The following is a 16332-nucleotide window of genomic DNA, read 5'->3' as shown; positions in this document are numbered from 1 at the left end:
GCAAGCGCGGGCACGCCTTACCGGCGCGTTTTCCTAGTTCATATGCGCGAACCAGGGACGCACATACTCGTCGGGGAATTGCGGCATGTCGACCTTGTCGCTCATCGCCCAGGCGACCGGCTGCTGGTGCAGCGGCAGATAGAGGGCCTCATCATGCGTGATCTTGAAGGCCGCCTTCAGCATATCCACCCGCTTGGCCTCGTCGAGTTCGGTCGATGCCGAACGGGCCAATTCGTCGATCTTGGCGTTGGAAAGCCCGTTGGGGTTGCTGCCGCCATAATTGCCGTCATTGGTCGCCAGCAAGGCTTGCAGCACGCTGTAGCCATCCATCGGCGGTAGCGAGGCCCACCCGAGCATATAGATATCGAGATCGCCCTTATCCATTCGAGGGAAATAGGTCGTCTTGCTTTCGACGTGCACGTCGGCCTCGACGCCGATCTTGGCCCACATCGACGCGATTGCCAGGCAGATCTGTTCGTCGGCGATGTAGCGGTCGTTGGAACAGGCCAGTCCAACCTTGAAGCCGTCGGGATAGCCGGCTTCCGCCAGCATGGATTTCGCCTTCGCGACATCATAGTCCAGCGCTACGTCGATCGACTGATCGTAGCCGGTGACCTGTGGCGCGACCAGCATGCCGGAGGTGCGCGACTTTCCGCGCATCAAACGCTTCTGGATCGTGTTCAGGTCGACCGCGTGCCAAAGCGCCTGGCGCACTTTCACGTTCAGCAGCGGATTGGGCTTGCCGGGCGCTGCATGAAGTTCCGGCCGGAAGCTGAAGCCGAGAAAGATCTCGCGCAGCGACGGGTTCTCCACAACCTTCAGGCCGGCGGTGTTGGCGACCCGGTCGATGTCCTGCAACGGAACCGGCGCGATCATGTCCAGTTCGCCCGAAAGCAGTGCCGCGACGCGCGTGGCGTTCGAAGCGATCGGGCGGAATTCCACCCCCGTCAGATTGTGCTGCGGCTTGTCCCACCATTCCTTGTTGACGGCGAAGACCGAGCGCGAGTCCGGCTCGTAGCTGACCAGCTTGAACGCGCCGGTGCCATTGGCATGATTGCTGGCGTAGGTGACGACCCCCGTCGAGGCATTGCCGGGCTTGAGGGCATTGTGCTCCTCCATCCATGGCTTGCTCATCATGTAGATGGCGACGAGATCGTTCAGGAGCAGCGGATAGGGTCCGCGCAGGATCAGGTCGACCGTGTAGTCGTCGACCTTCTCGACGCCGGTTACGGCGGAGAGGTTTTCTCGGTTGCGCGCGCCGGGATCGATCTGACGTTGGATGGTGGCGACGACATCGTCGGCATTGAAGGGTTGACCTTCGTGGAACTTGACGCCCTGCCGCAGCTTGAAGCGCCAGCGCGTCGGCGAGACGATCTCCCAGGAGGTCGCAAGCGCAGGCTCGATAGCCATTTCCTTGTTGCGGCGCACCAGCCCGTCGAACACCATGTTCTGGACGCTCTGGGTAAAACTGTCGACCTGGGCATTCGGATCGTACGAAATGACGTCGCCGGCCGATGACCAGCGCAGTGTCTGTGCAAGCGAAGGCGCTGTCACCGACATCACCATCGCAAGTCCGGCGAGCAGGACCCTAACGCATTTTCTCATTTTCTTCTCCCATTGTATACGAAATTTCCAATCTATTGGATACCATTTATCCCCGTTGATATCGTACACACATTGTGCACAATATCAAGGCAGGCATGTTCGATTTCGTTTCTCATGTGCAAAACCGCTCAAGTGACCGTTCCGAAAAGGGATTCCGAATGACCCAGGCCTTGCTGATAGAAAACGGTGTCATCGTCACCATGGATGCGGGGCGCCGGATTTTCTCGAGGGGTCATGTCCTGGTGGAGGATGGCCGGATCGTCACCGCCGGCGACGGCGCGGCCCCCGCCACAGATCAGAAGGTGGCGCGCATCGATGCTTCGGGAATGGTTGTCATGCCGGGTCTCGTCGACACGCACGCGCATGCGGGTCACATGCTGACCAAAGGCCTGGGAGACGATTCCGAAGCCTGGATGACTATCGCGGGGCGTATCTATGCAGAGGCGTCGGATACGGAATTCTGGGCAGCCGAGGCCACATTGTCGGCCCTTGAGCGCATAAAATGCGGAACGACCACCGCTGCCCTGCTGTTTGGCGGCGGGCCGGACATCATGCGCACCGAGGCGCCGGGGGCAGCACGGGCACATCTTGCCGCCATCGCCGAAATGGGAGTGCGCGAGATACTCGCCGTCGGGCCGAACCGGCCGACCTCGTCCCATGTCTATCGGGACCACGCATACGTTCCGTCTGTCGAAATCACCATTTCGCCGGAAACCCAGTTGGCAGTGTGCGCGGAAATCATCGATGATTGGGCTGGTCGCGATGGCCGCGTGCGGATTGCGGTCTCTCTCCCGGTGTTCACTCGGCGCGAACTTGACGAACAAACGGTATACAATCTGTCCCGCAATGCTCGCGACCTTGCTCGCGCAAAAAACGTGCTGTTCATCCAGGATGGCCATCGCGACGGTTCCATCGCCGCCAATGCGGAACGGCTGGATCTGTTCGACGAGCATTCGCTGCTGGCGCACTGCATCGAACTGACCGAGGCAGACATCGCCGCGCTGAAACGCAGCCACGCCAAGGTGGCGCATAATCCAAGTGCTCTGATGTCGGTCTCGGGCCGTTGTCCGGCGACGGAACTGATGGAAAGGGGTGTCACCGTGTCGCTCGGCACCGACGCGGCGGCGCCCGATCGCTCTTTCGACATGTTCCGCAACATGTTCCAGGCGCACCGCTATCATGCCCGGCACTTCAGGGACGATGCGGTCCTGCCGCCGATGCAATTGCTGGAGATGGCGACCATCGAGGGCGCGCGTGCCCTGTCGATGGAGAACAAAATCGGCTCGCTGGAACCGGGCAAGCGCGCCGACATCATCCTGGTCAACATGCGCCAGCCGCATCTGTGGCCGCCGGCGCACCCCGCGCAGCGGCTGGCACGCTTCGCCAACGGCGCGGATGTTGACACGACGATCGTCGACGGGCGTGTCCTCATGCGTGGACGCCGCCTCGTCGATCACGATGAAGACGCCATTCTGGATCGCGCCGAAGGAGCCTTCCATCTGATGATGAAACGCGCCGGGCTGGCATAGGCCGAGTTCCGGGGCGCAAACAGGGAGACCCAGATGACCGAAGACCTTCTCATTCGCGATGTCAGGCCCTTGGGCGGCGCTGTCACGGACCTCTACATTCGCGACGGTCGGTTCGCGCAAGCAACCAGCGGGAAAGCGGCGCACGAAATCGACGGGCTTGGACAGGTTGCCCTGCCCGGCCTGGTCGAGGCGCACACGCATCTCGATAAGACGCTTGTCGGCATGGACTGGTTTCAGAACCGTGTGGGACCCACGCGCAACGACAGGATCCTGGCCGACAGGAAGGCCAAGCGGGAACTCGGCATCGATGCGCGCAGGCAATCGGCGCGTCAGATCGTGCAGACGCTGGCTTTCGGCGTGACGCATATCCGCAGCCATGTCGATGTGGATACGGAAATCGGCATTACCAACATCGAGGGTGTCGTTGCAACGCGCGAAGCCTTCAAGGGATTGGTCGACGTGCAGGTCGTCGCCTTCCCGCAAAGCGGCATGCTGGGACGCGAAGGCACGCAGGCGCTGATGGAGGACGCATTGAAGGCGGGGGCCGATATTGTCGGCGGCATCGACCCGGCAACGATCGAGCGGGATCCGGTTCGCCACCTGGATGCAATCTTCGCGCTCGCGGATCGATACGGCAAGCCGGTCGACATTCATCTGCACGAACCGGGAGAATTGGGCGCCTTCTGCCTTGAGCTGATCGTCGAACGGACCAAGGCGCTCTCCCTTCAGGGCCGCGTCATGGTGAGCCATGCCTATTGTCTCGGCATGCTGGACACGCATAGGCAGCACACGTTGATCGACGCGCTGGCGGCTGAAGACATCGCCGTCATGACGGTCGGCAGCCCATCCGCGCCGGCGGTTCCGCTGCGCATGATGCGCCAGTCCGGCCTCGTCGTGGCATCCGGTTCCGACGGCATCCAGGGCACCTGGGAGCCATGGGGCAATGGCGACATGCTGGAGCGGGCCAAATATCTTGCGCAGCGCAACGGCATGACCAACGATGCCGATCTGGAAGAGACGGCGCGCGTTTGCACCTTTGGCGGCGCGCAAGGTATCGGCCTGACGGATTATGGGCTTTCGCCCGGTTGCCACGGCGATGTCGTGCTGGTTTGCGCGCGGACCCTGGCGGAAGCCGTGGCCCTGACCCCACGGAAGCGCACGGTCATCCGCGGCGGCCGCGTGCTCGTGCGTGACGGTGCGCTGGCCGGAGATCTGCCCGATGTCGCATAGTCGTCGGACGAACCAGCGTGACGACGGACCCGTCCTGCTCACCGCACGATGGGTTGTCGGCCACCGGGACGGGCGCCATGTCCTTCTGGAGAATGGCGAGGTCGTCCATGAGAACGGCAGGATCGTCTTCGTCGGCCATCGCTACGGCGGGCCTGTAAAGCGGCGGATCGATCATGGCAGGGCGCTGATCGGCCCGGGTTTCATCGATCTGGATGCGCTTTCGGACCTGGATACGGGCGTGCTCGGCCTCGATCATCAACCCGGCTGGAAGAAGGGCCGCGTCTGGCCGCGCGACTATGTGGAAGCCGGGCCGGTAGAAATGCTGGCGCGCGAGGAGCTGACGTTTCAAAAACACTATGCCTTCGCGCAACTCATCCGCAACGGCATCACTACTGCATTGCCGATCGCATCGCTGTTTTATCGTGCATGGAACGAGACATCGGACGAATTCGCATCCGCCGCCGAAAGCGCCGCAGAGTTGGGCCTTCGCGTCTATCTCGGGCCTGCCTTTCGCGCCGGCCATTCCGTCATCGAAGCGGATGGCGGCATCGTCGTCGAGGTGGACGAAGAGCGCGGCGCGGAGGGTCTGGACGGGGCCGTTGCCTTTTGCCTGGAGCACGAAGGGGGCTTCGGCGGATTGGTGCGAACCATGCTTGCACCGGACCGTGTCGAGTTCTGGACCGCCGACCTGTTGCGCAGGACCGCCAATGCCGCGCGAGACCTCGGCGTGCCGGTCCGTCTGCATTGCTGCCAGTCTTCATTCGAGATCGAGACAGTGCGTCGCCGGTTCGGCACGACATCCGCCCGCTGGCTCCAGGACATCGGCTTTCTCAGCGAAAGAGCGTTGTTGCCGCATGGCACCCACGCCGACGGCGATGATCTCGAAATCATCGCCGGTTCGGGTGCCACATTGGTGCATTGCCCGCTGGTGATGGCGCGGCATGGCGCGGCGCTCGACAATTTCGCCCGCCTTCGCGGCCAGGGTCTGCGCATCGGCATGGGCACGGACACCTGGCCACCCGACATGGTGCAGAACATGCAGGTCGGCCTGATGCTCGGCCGCGTCATGGCGGGCAATCTGGAGACGCCGAAATCAGCCGATCTCTATGACGCGGCAACGATTGGCGGCGCCGACGCGCTCGGCCGGTCGGACCTGGGACGTTTGCAGGCGGGAGCAGCCGCCGACATCGTCGTGTTCGACCTGTCCGGCAACCATCTGGGACAGGTCCTCGATCCGATCGCCTGCCTGACGACGTCCGCAAGCGGACGCGATGTGCACACGGTCATCATTGACGGGCGCACCGTGATGAGCGCCCGAACCATTCCGGGTTTCGATCTCGATGCAGCCCACCAGCGCGCACAGGCCCAGTTCGAACGGCTTGTCCAGCGTTATCCGCAACGCACCTGGCGACATCCGACGGTCGCCGAGATTTTCCCTCCCAGCTATCGGATGTTCATGGCATGAGGGCTCCAGAAACGACACACAACGATTGGAATAAACCTTGATGGCACGCGAGCCGACGGCATTGGCCCTCGACGCCGGGCCGTTTGCATCTCTAAACTCCGGCTTTGCGAATGCTTTTCTTCTTGTGTGCTTGGATATGAATTTTCAGGATCGGTCATGACAATCAACATTCGCAATAAAAATCCGAAATCCGCCGTATCCAAGTCCGACGCGGTCTATCGCACGTTGAAGCGCGTCATACTCGACCAGGCGCTGACCGCGGGAACAAAGCTGCCTGAGGATTCGATCGGCGAGCGGCTGGGCGTCAGCCGCACCATTGTCAGGCAGGCGCTGGCAAGACTGAACGGCGAAGGCCTGGTCGAATTGCGCCCGCACAAGGGTGCCTGCGTCGCGCAGCCGAGCCTGGAGGAAGGCCACAATATATTCGAGGTGCGGCGGGCGCTTGAAGCGCTGGTGGTCGGCAAGCTGATCGGCAAGCTGACGCCGCAAAAGATCAAACAGCTCGAAGCTCATGTCGACGCGGAAGAGATGGCCAAAGCCAACAATGCCGCGTCCTCGATTCAGCTGGCCGGCGAATTTCATGTGCTGCTTGCCTCGCTGACCGGAAACGAACTGTTGCTGCGCTATGTCACGGAACTCGTTTCGCGTTCATCGCTCATCCTGTCGCTCTACGGACGGCCGCATTCGTCCGACTGTGCCGTATCCGAGCATCACGAGATCATTGCCGCCCTGGCCGCGGCCGACCGGAACAAGGCTGCTGCCTTGATGGACCATCATATTGATGCAATCACCACACGTGCGCTGCTGAAAGCGAAACCCGAAAATGACTTTCCGGACCTTCTTGCTGCCTATGCGCGGGAGGAAGGGCTATGATTTATTGGATGAATGCCGAAGAGACGAGGAGTGACCCGAAAATAATCAGGACGAAGGTGATGTCAGGTTAAATCCGCCTCCTCATGCGGTCGTGGCGACCAGCACTTCGGTCGGCTGGAACTTCAACACATCGATCAGTCCGATGTCGGAGATGCGCAATTCCGGGATGACGACAAGCGCCAGCAGAGAGTGCTGCATATAGGCATTATTGAGGGCGCATCCGCAGGCAAGCATCGCCGCGATCAGGCCATTGGCTTCTTCTGCCACGATCTCGGCGCGCTGGTCAGACATCAGTCCGGCGATCGGCAGCCTGACAAGCGCAAGTTCGCGTCCTTCGCTGAACAGCACGACGCCTCCGCCGACCTGTCCCAGCCGATTCGCCGCCAGCGCCATGTCGTTCTTGTCGGTACCCACCACGATCATGTGATGACTGTCATGGGCGACGGTGCTGGCGATGGCGCATGGTTTGTCGTAACCGAAGCCGGAAACAAACGCGTTGATGACCTTTCCCGTGCCGTGATGCCGTTCCACCAGCGCGATCTGGCAGACGTCACCGGTCCGATCCATCTGAACGATACCATTCAAGACGCCGAGCGAAGCCTCCAGGGCACGGGTCGGTGCCTGGTTCTCGAGCACGCCGATGACCCGCGCCATGACCTGGTTCGCACCCTCGGGCGCCACGATGTCGAAGTCCGCCGCTGAGAGCTTCTTGCCCAAGCGAACCGTGTTCTTGGTCGAGGCGGGATAGTCGTAGGGCGTGATGTCGGCGACGAGCTTGCCGTCGTTCGACACCACACAGCCGCGTGCGATGACGGTTTCGACCGGGAGTTCGGTGAGATCGGAGGTCAAAACCAGGTCGGCGCGCCGCCCGGGCGTTATCGAGCCAAGCTCACGCTCCATGCCGAAATGCTGAGCAGTATTCAGGGTGGCCATCTGAATCGCGGTGATCGGCTTTAATCCCTGGGCGATGGCATGGCGCACAACGCGGTTCATATGGCCGTCATTGACTAGTGTGCCGGAATGGCTGTCGTCGGTACACAGCACGAAATTGCGCGAGTCCAGGCTGAGCTCGGTCAGCGCCTTGATCTGCGCGGCGACGTCGTACCAGGCGGAGCCAAGCCGTAACATGGCGCGCATGCCCTGGCGCACCCGCGCAACGCAGTCGGCCAGGCTGGTGCCTTCGTGATCGTCGGACGGACCGGCGGCGACATAGGCATGGAAGGGCAGACCGAGATCCTTCGAGGCATAGTGGCCGCCCACCGTCTTGCCTGCCGCCTGAGTGGCAGCGATCTCGGCCAGCATGTCGCCATTTCCGGCGACCACCCCAGGAAAGTTCATCATCTCGCCGAGGCCGACGATGTTCGGCCACGACATCGCCTCACGCACGTCGGCGGGACCGAGGCTGGCACCCGCGTTCTCGAGGCCCGGAGCGCTCGGCACGCAGCTCGGCATTTGCACGAACACATTGATCGGCAGTCCGGCAGCCTCGTCGTGCATCAGCTTGACGCCCGGCATCCCTAGGACGTTGGCGATCTCGTGCGGGTCGATGAACATCGAGGTGGTGCCATGCGGGATGACCGCACGCGCGAACTCGGTAACGGTAACCATGCCGCTCTCGACATGCATATGCGCATCGCACAGCCCCGGCAGCGCGTAGCGGCCCTCTCCGTCGATAATCTGCGTCTCGGGGCCCACGGCATGGTCGGCATTCGGGCCGACGAAGGCGAAGCGGCCGACCGCGATGGCAATGTCCGTCGCGGGGATGATCTCGCCCGAATGGACATTCACCCAGCGCACGTTCCGGACCACCATGTCGGCCGGCGTGCGTCCCATGGCGACATCAACCAACTGCGGCGCGCATTCGAACCAGCTCTGGATCATCTGTTGTTTTCTCCCCCGGCGCGCGCGCCCGCAAAGGGCCGCACGACCTCGACGCAATATCTTGGCGAACTGTAAGCGGCGCGCTGGCGGTAATAGTCCAGGCAGAAATCAAGGAAAGCGGCGAACTTACGCGACACATACCGGCGTCGCATGTAGAGCAGATTGATTGGAACCAGTGGCGAGCGCCATTGCGGGAGCACCGGCACCAGATCGCCGTTCTTGCACTCGATCTCGGTGAAGAAGGCTGGCAGATAGACGATACCCTCGCCGGCTACGGCGAAGTATTTCAGCATCCAGTAGTCGTTCGCCATGCACTGCGCGGTCGGCATGAAGTCGACCGTTTCCGCGCCGCGCTCGAGATGCCAGGATTGCACGCCGCTCGGGCGGCGGAAGGCGACGGCCCCATGGCCCGCCAAGTCTGCGGGCGTCGACGGTTCCCCGAATTGCTCAATGTAGCGCGGGCTGGCGTAGAGACAGAAGGAAGCCTCCCCGAGCTTGCGAGCGATGTAGTCTGAGTTCGCCGGCTCGCCCCAATGGAATATGCCGTCGAAAGGCTGGTGCTTTTCGGGCGCCAGGAAATAGCCGAGCGAAAGGAAGATCACGTCGACATTCACCTGCGGATACTGTTGACGGAAGGCGAACAGCAGTTCCGAGGTGAAGGAAGTGCCGAACTCGCCGGTCGAGCCGATCGTCAGCGTGCCGGCGATATCGTGGCCCGCCTCGGCGATCGCCGCCTTGGCTCCTTCGCAACTTTCCTTGATGCGTTGCGCATGGTCGAGGAACTCGGCCCCGGCATCGCTCAAATGCAGTTCCCGACCGTCGCGCACAAACAGTGCGACACCGAGCGAATCCTCCAACGCGCGCACTTTGTGACTGAGGCTGGACTTGGGCAGTCCATACAGTTTCGCGGCGTGCGAGAGCGACTGCGCCTCCGCCACTTTGATAAAATAATCGATCGCTTCAAAATCCATCGATCGTCCAAGAATTTGAACGGTGCGTCCAGAACTAGCCAGAAACTGCCATTTGCATGGACGACCCTAATACGACAGGATCAGAGCGCGCAAGGTGGGATTTTTGGCGCAGACAAGCTTGGTCCCAAGCCCGAGCGAGGCCACACGAGCGGAGATGAATTTGTCCGACATACGCGAATTCATCCGTGCTGGTCGCGCCGAGCATAAATCGACTCTCATCGTCACCGGCGGCACACTAGTCAACGTCGCTTCGGGTGAGATCTATCCGGCCGACGTCGCCGTCTACAAGGATCGCCTCGTCGCTGTCGGAGACGTCTCGGAGTACCGCGGCCCCGAGACCGAGATGATCGATGCTACTGGTTATTTCCTCTGCCCTGGCCTGATAGACGGCCACCTCCACGTTGAATGTTCCAAGATGTCGGTAACTAGCTTCGCCAAGGCGGTGGTGCCGCTCGGCACCACTTCGATTGTGTCGGGCCTCGACCAGATCCTCGTGGTGTCCGGCCTGGAAGGCGCCCGCGAATTCCTCGACGAGGCCAAGGCAACCCCTCTCAAGATCTTCTGGGGCGCACCATGCAAGACGCCCTACACACTGCCTCGCTCCAACGTCGGCTATTATTTCGGACCGGACGATCACCGCGCCACCCATTCCTGGCCGGAATGCATCGGCATATGGGAGACGGTGCGCGAGTTCGTCGACACGATGGATGAGCACGTTCTGCAGGCGGTCGAGATCGCCGAAAAGAGCCGTCTGCCGATTCTCGGCTGCTCGCCGATGTGTCGCGGCAATCGATTGAACAGCTACCTGCAGGCCGGAGTGCGCTCCGACCACGAGAGCTACACGGCGGACGAGATGCTGGAGAAGCTGCGCAAAGGCATGCATGTCGTCATTCGCGAATCTTCGATCTCCCATTTTCTCGAAGAGAACCTGCGGATGGTCACCGAGATGGGAATAGCCGCGACGAGCCGGGTCAGCTTCTGCACCGATGACGTGGTCGCCTCGGATATCCTGGCCCGCGGCCACCTCGACAACATGATCCGCATGGCGGTCGCGATGGGAGTTCCGCCGCTCACCGCCATCCAGATGGCGACCATCAACGGCGCCGAGGCGCTGCGCATCGGCCAGAAGGTCGGCTCGATCTCGCCCGGGCTCGCCGCCGATATCCTGCTGGTCAAGGATATCGCGGATTTCCATGTCTCAGGTGTCATCGCGAAGGGCAAGCTGGCCGCCCGCGACGGCAAGCTCGTGGACGATCTTGCGCCGCCTGCCCGCAGCGCCGTTGTCACCAACACATTCAAGGTAGCGCCGGTTTCACAGAAAGACCTATTGGTGCGCGCGCCCGGAGCGGGCGACAAGGCGGCCGTGCTGGCGATCGCCGTTACGCCCGAGAGAATATTCGTACGCACGCGACGTGATGTCGTGCTCCCGGTCCGCGACGGCTATATAGACGCGGATCCATCACAGGACGTGCAGTATCTCACCGTCGTCGAACGCTACGGCCGCACTTCCCATCGGCCGGTCGCGTTCGCTTCAGGCTTCGGACTGCGCTCCGGCGCACTCGCCACTTCGACGGCGCCTGATGATAACAACATCGTTTGTGTGGGCACCAATCCCCACGACATGTCGTTGGCAATCAACCACATTATCGAGAACAATGGCGGCCAGGCGGTGGCGGACGGCGGTCGGATCGTGTCATTCCTGCCCCTGCCGATCGGCGGAATCGTATCGGACATTGATCCTCCAGAGATGGCGAAGAAAGAGCAGGAGCTCGACGCCGCCGCGCGCGCGCTCGGCTGTAGGCTGCCATGGCCTTTCATGTACATGTTCGTGCTGCAGATCACCGCGATACCCGATTTCGCGATAACCGATCTCGGCCTGATCGATTGCATAAACCTGACGGTGGTCGATCCGTTAAGCCGGCCTCATGACTGGGAACGCTAGAAAAGGGAGGGAACCATGCTGAAAAACCTTGTTGTCGCTGTTTCGCTCGTGGCCGCGACGTGGCTGTGGGGCGGCCGCGTACAAGCCGAAGAGCCGACCAAGCTCAGGATCGCCGGCATTCTTTCGGCGGGCAAGGAAGCACCGTGGGAATCATCCTTCGTGAGTTCCATGGACCGGATCATCGCCGCCAAGCCCCACGGCCTCGACATCGAGGTCAATTATACCGAGAACGTTTACGACAATGCCGAGCAGGTGTTCCGCACCTATGCTGAGACCGGCGACTACGACATCTTGTTCGGCGACACCGCCTATGCAGATGCGATCGAGAAGCTGAAGGACGAATTCCCCGATACGATGTTCGTCATGAGCGGTTCGGGCAATCGCGGACTCGGCGGCAATGCCTATTGGATATTCGTCCACGCGCACGAGCCTGCCTACGTGATGGGGCAACTGGCCGGCAAACTCACGAAGTCGAATGTCATCGGCGCCATCTCCACCTTCCCGGCCGAAGATACCAACGATCAGATCAATGCCTTCTTCACCGGCGCCAAGGAAGCGAACCCAAAGGTGAAACAGAAGATCACCTTCATCCAGTCCTGGTTCGATCCGGCTAAATCGAACGAGGCGACCTCGGCGCAGATCGCCGCCGGCGCGGACATGATCTACCAGATGTCGGGCGCCTTCGAGGTTTGCGAGGAGCGCGGCATAGGCTGCTTCGGCAATTATGTGGACATGTCGAAAGTGGCGCCGAAGTCGATCGTCGCCTCCACCATCGTCAAATGGGATCCGCACATTAATTGGATCATCGATGAATGGTGGAAGGCAAAGACCATGAACGCCAAATTCGACGCGCCGAAGGAACCAAGGTGGTTCAGCTGGCAGCAGGGTTCGGGCGACCTCATCCTCAATCCTGCCTGGGAAGCCAAAATGCCCGATGACGTAAAGGCGCTTGCGGCTGAAACGGCCAAGGCCATCCAAGGCGGCAAGAAGAAAATCGAGCTCAATGTGAACGAGCCGAAATCGGACTGACGCCGGAGGTGGTGCCGGGCCGATCCGAGATGAGCAAGATACCGCGCCTGTCGGTTCGGCACCTGACGAAGCGTTTCGCTGCGCTTGCTGCCAATGACGACGTCTCGCTCGACGTCATGCCCGGAGAATTGCATTGCTTGTTGGGGGAGAATGGCGCAGGCAAGTCGACACTGTCGTCCTGCCTCTACGGGCTCTACCAGCCAGACGCCGGCGAAATTCGGGTGGACGGCAAGACCGTCCAGCTAGGCTCGCCGGGCGAAGCCATCCGCGCCGGCATCGGTATGGTGCACCAGCATTTCGTCTTGGTGCCCAACTTCACTGTGCTGGAGAATGTGGCGGTAGGAACGGGCTCCGGCTGGCGGCTGGGCCGGGCTGAGGCTCTCTCCAGGATCGAGACGATCTGCTCCACCTACGGCATCTCGCTCAACCCACACCGGCACGTCGGCGACCTTTCCGTCGGCGAACAGCAATGGGTCGAGATCGTCAAGGCGCTCTACACTGGCGCCAGACTGCTTATCCTCGACGAACCGACGGCGGTGCTGACGCCCGAGGAATCGCGCCGCCTGTTTGCGATCGTGCGGCGGCTCACCAGTGAAGATCTGTCGGTCGTGCTGATCAGCCATAAGATGTCGGAAGTGATGCAATCCGACCGGGTCAGCGTGCTGCGCAAGGGCAGACTGGTCGGAACGGTCATAACCTCGAACGTCAGCCGCGACCAACTCACCACCATGATGGTCGGCCGCTCAGTTGCGGCGCCGGCGCGCGCCGCAGATGCGAAAGCGACCGGCGAGACGGTGCTTTCGGTGCGTGGGCTCACGCACCTGCGCGATGGAAGGCCCGTGCTGGACAACGCATCGCTCGACATCGCAGCCGGCGAGATCGTCGGCATCGCCGGCGTTTCCGGGAATGGCCAAGACGAGCTGTTCGAGTGCCTCGCAGGCCTCGCCGCGCCCGACGGCGGCACGGTCTTGCTCGATGGCGAAACTCTGCAGGCGTACTCACCGGCGACGGTTGCTGCGAAAGGCATTGGCTACGTGCCCAGCGACCGCTTCCGCGACGGGCTCGTTGCCGATCTCGATATCGGCGAGAATCTTGTCCTTGGCCAACAATGGCAAACGCGCTGGCGCAATGGGCCATTCATCGACACCGCGGCGCTCGACGCAAATGCGCGCATGGTCATCGCTGCCTATTCGATTGCCGCAACCGGGCCGTCGTCACCCTCTCGCAAATTGTCTGGCGGCAACGCGCAGAAGGTCATCCTCGCCCGCGAGTTCGCCAAAGCGAAGCGGCTTCTGCTGTGCAACCAGCCGACGCGCGGACTCGATGTCGGCGCCATCGAATTCGTTTACCGACAACTCCTGCACAAGCGCGACGAAGGCTGCGCCATCCTGCTTGCGAGCGAGGAACTGGAGGATCTTTTCGCTCTCAGCCGTCGTATATGTGTGATGTTTCGCGGCCGCATCCTTGCGGTGCTCGATACGGAAAAAACCACCTATGACGAAATCGGCAGCCTGATGGCCGGCCATGGGAGCGAGGCTGCGGCGTGACCGATTTCAATCTCGTGGAGTGGCGCCTCGAGCGCCGGCTGGAACCGCGGCCGACCGCGCGCATTGTTGCACTTGCTTTGGCGGCGATCGCGGCGGTTTTGGTTTGCAGTCTGCTTTTCGCCGCCGCGGGCGCCAGCCCGGGTGCCGCCTTCACGGCTCTCCTGAAAGGCAGCTTTGGCTCGTTGCGCGCCGCCGGCGAAACGCTGGTCAAGGCAACGCCCCTGATCTTCACCGGTCTTGCCGCCTGTGTCGCCTTCCGCGCGCGTATCTGGAACATTGGCGCCGAAGGCCAGGTTTTTGCCGGCGCCATGTTCGCTTATTGGGCGCAGCACAATCTCACCGGATTTTCGCCTTTCATCCAAATTCCTGTGGTTATAATCGGTGGCATTGTCGGCGGCGCACTCTATGCCGGCCTTGCGGGCGTGCTGAAGACCCGCTTCTCGGTCGATGAGGTGATCTCGACCGTCATGCTCAACTACATCATCGTCTATGTCCTTTCGCTGCTGCTGCTGCGCGGCCCATGGAGCGAGGCGGGCGCCTTCTTCGAACAGACGCCGAAGGTCGATCCGGGCTCGGTGCTTCCGTTGCTGTTTTCCGGTTCACGCCTGCATTCCGGCTTCCTGCTGGCGATTGTGGCGGCTGGCTTGGTTCACATGCTGTTGACGCGCACACCGCTGGGCTATGAGATCAAGGCTGCCGGGTCCAACATGCGCGCGCTCGATGTACAGGGCACCAATACTCGAAGGCTGGTCATAGTTGTGCTTCTGGTTTCCGGCGCGCTTGCGGGGCTCGCGGGGATCACGGAAGTCTACGGCGTCCATTACCGCCTGAAGGCAGGCGTAATAGCAGGTTACGGCTACAGCGGCATCATCGTGGCCATCCTCGGCCAATTGCATCCGCTTGGCGTCGTCGTTGCCTCGGTGCTGTTCGGAGCGTTGCTCAACGGCGCTACGCTCATGCAGATCAAGACCGGCGTGCCCTCGGCGCTGATATACGCCATCCAGGCGATCCTGCTTTTGTTCTTCCTAGCTGGCTGGGCAGCGTGCAATTTCCGCCTGCGGAGGGTCGGCCGTGCTTGACGCACTCTTTCAAACCTCAATCCTGGTCAGTGTGGCGGCGGCCACCATCCGCATCAGCACCCCGCTCCTGCTCGCCGCACTTGGCGAACTTATCGCCGAGCGCAGCGGCGTCTACAATATGGGTCTTGAGGGCATGATGCTGATGGGAGCCTTCACCGGCTATCTCGCCGCCTATGAAAGCGGGTCGTTATGGCTGGGCGTCCTCGCTGCCGGATTTACCGGCGCGCTGATGGCTCTCGTCTTTGCCGTGCTGGTGATCACGCTGAAAGTAGAGCAGATCGTCACCGGTCTTGCCGTCAACCTGCTCGGCGCCGGCCTTTCCACATACTGGTTGCGTTCCGCTTTCGCTGGCGACGGCAAGACGCCGACCATCCCTTTCTTCGCCGATGTGCCGGTGCCAGGGCTGAGCGATGTTCCCGTGCTGGGCCCCATCCTGTTTGACCAGCGGGTGCTGACCTACATAGCCTTTCTGATGGTGCCGGCGGTATGGCTCTTCCTGTTCCGGACGCGTTATGGACTGATCGTGCGCTGCGCCGGCGACAATCCCAAGGCCCTCGATGTTAAGGGGGTAAAGGTCGCGCCGGTGCAATATGCCGCCGTGCTCTTCGGCGGCCTGATGGCGGGCGTTGCCGGCGCGTTTCTCTCCGTCGGCCAGGCGGCGCGTTTCGTGCCGGACATGACCAACGGGCGCGGCTGGCTGGCCATCATCATCGTCATCGCCGGCCTATGGCGCCCCTACCCGATTTTCGTGGCGGCTCTGGTGTTCTCCTTCCTCGACGCGCTGCAATTGCAAATCCAGGGCGTCGGTATCGCAATTCCCTACCAATATATGTTGATGATGCCTTATGTTGCGGCGATCGTTGCGTTGATGATCCGTCGCTCGCGGACCAGCGCACCGGCTATGCTGGGCGTGCCGTACAGGCGGGAATAGGGTGGTCGGTTTTCATTCTGCTGCTGTAAGGCTGCCTGTACGTAGCTGCCATGCGGCATGGCTCAACCCGTGACCGCGGCAGCAAGCTTCCAGCAAGATCGACCGCTTTGGCGAAGCCGGTATTGTAGCCCAACCCGCCCAGGTAGGGAGACCTGACCGTCAGTCACGGGACGTCACAGGGCAAGCAATTTGCCGCCCTGGAAATCTGGATCGTTGGAACTCGACTATCCCGCTGGTGGTTAGCCAGAAG

12 protein-coding genes are annotated in these 16332 nt (G+C 61.7%); 9 read left to right on the top strand and 3 right to left on the bottom strand.

Annotation, left to right across the window (positions count from 1 at the left end):
* Window positions 1-33: 33 nt before the first annotated feature.
* Window positions 34-1605 carry an ABC transporter substrate-binding protein gene (locus tag FJ959_RS30615; protein WP_140567947.1) on the bottom strand — a complete coding sequence of 524 codons (1572 nt, stop codon included), beginning with the start codon at window positions 1603-1605 and terminating at the stop codon, window positions 34-36.
* 158 nt (window positions 1606-1763) lie between these two features.
* Here FJ959_RS30615 and FJ959_RS30610 point away from each other — a divergent pair, with 158 nt between their 5' ends.
* The 4 genes from FJ959_RS30610 to FJ959_RS30595 all read left to right on the top strand — a co-directional run bounded on the left by FJ959_RS30610 (window position 1764) and on the right by FJ959_RS30595 (window position 6702).
* On the top strand, window positions 1764-3134 hold the full coding sequence (locus FJ959_RS30610; protein WP_140633784.1) for an amidohydrolase family protein: 1371 nt from the start codon (window positions 1764-1766) through the stop codon (window positions 3132-3134).
* Between the two features lie 33 nt (window positions 3135-3167).
* Complete coding sequence (locus FJ959_RS30605; protein ID WP_140633781.1) at window positions 3168-4364, top strand: amidohydrolase; 1197 nt, start codon at window positions 3168-3170, stop codon at window positions 4362-4364.
* Window positions 4354-5829 (top strand): amidohydrolase family protein, encoded by a 1476-nt coding sequence (locus FJ959_RS30600; RefSeq protein WP_140558788.1) that lies wholly within the window; start codon window positions 4354-4356, stop codon window positions 5827-5829. Before FJ959_RS30605 ends, FJ959_RS30600 begins: the two co-directional genes overlap by 11 nt.
* 156 nt (window positions 5830-5985) lie before the next feature.
* The gene (locus tag FJ959_RS30595) at window positions 5986-6702 is read left to right on the top strand and encodes a GntR family transcriptional regulator (RefSeq protein WP_140633778.1); all 717 of its coding nucleotides are present in this window, start codon (window positions 5986-5988) and stop codon (window positions 6700-6702) included.
* An 81-nt stretch (window positions 6703-6783) separates the two neighbouring features.
* Here FJ959_RS30595 and ade read toward each other — a convergent pair whose 3' ends face one another.
* Together ade and FJ959_RS30585 are read right to left on the bottom strand one after the other, a co-directional pair.
* The gene (ade, locus tag FJ959_RS30590) at window positions 6784-8583 is read right to left on the bottom strand and encodes an adenine deaminase (protein WP_140633775.1); all 1800 of its coding nucleotides are present in this window, start codon (window positions 8581-8583) and stop codon (window positions 6784-6786) included.
* Window positions 8580-9554, bottom strand: a complete 975-nt coding sequence (locus FJ959_RS30585; RefSeq protein WP_140500716.1) for a LysR family transcriptional regulator — start codon at window positions 9552-9554, stop codon at window positions 8580-8582. Before FJ959_RS30585 ends, ade begins: the two co-directional genes overlap by 4 nt.
* Before the next feature lie 160 nt (window positions 9555-9714).
* Here FJ959_RS30585 and FJ959_RS30580 point away from each other — a divergent pair, with 160 nt between their 5' ends.
* The 5 genes from FJ959_RS30580 to FJ959_RS30560 are packed head-to-tail and all read left to right on the top strand — an operon-like array spanning window position 9715 to window position 16082.
* Entirely contained in the window at window positions 9715-11496 is a 1782-nt protein-coding gene (locus FJ959_RS30580; RefSeq protein ID WP_140633772.1) for an adenine deaminase, read from the top strand.
* 15 nt (window positions 11497-11511) lie between these two features.
* The gene (locus FJ959_RS30575) at window positions 11512-12525 is read left to right on the top strand and encodes a BMP family protein (protein ID WP_140500718.1); all 1014 of its coding nucleotides are present in this window, start codon (window positions 11512-11514) and stop codon (window positions 12523-12525) included.
* 29 nt (window positions 12526-12554) lie between these two features.
* Window positions 12555-14072: an ABC transporter ATP-binding protein gene (locus FJ959_RS30570; RefSeq protein ID WP_140518204.1), complete on the top strand. Its 1518-nt coding sequence runs from the start codon at window positions 12555-12557 to the stop codon at window positions 14070-14072.
* Window positions 14069-15151, top strand: a complete 1083-nt coding sequence (locus FJ959_RS30565; protein ID WP_224680353.1) for an ABC transporter permease — start codon at window positions 14069-14071, stop codon at window positions 15149-15151. Before FJ959_RS30570 ends, FJ959_RS30565 begins: the two co-directional genes overlap by 4 nt.
* Window positions 15144-16082 (top strand): ABC transporter permease, encoded by a 939-nt coding sequence (locus FJ959_RS30560; RefSeq protein WP_140500720.1) that lies wholly within the window; start codon window positions 15144-15146, stop codon window positions 16080-16082. The genes FJ959_RS30565 and FJ959_RS30560 overlap by 8 nt, the downstream gene beginning before the upstream one ends.
* The last annotated feature ends 250 nt before the right edge of the window (window positions 16083-16332 follow it).

It is taken from the genome of Mesorhizobium sp. B2-2-4, assembly GCF_006442375.1.
Classification (GTDB): Bacteria; Pseudomonadota; Alphaproteobacteria; order Rhizobiales; family Rhizobiaceae; genus Mesorhizobium.
The sequence above is the reverse complement of the archived record's forward strand: the minus strand, read 5'-3'. Positions and strand labels throughout refer to the sequence as shown.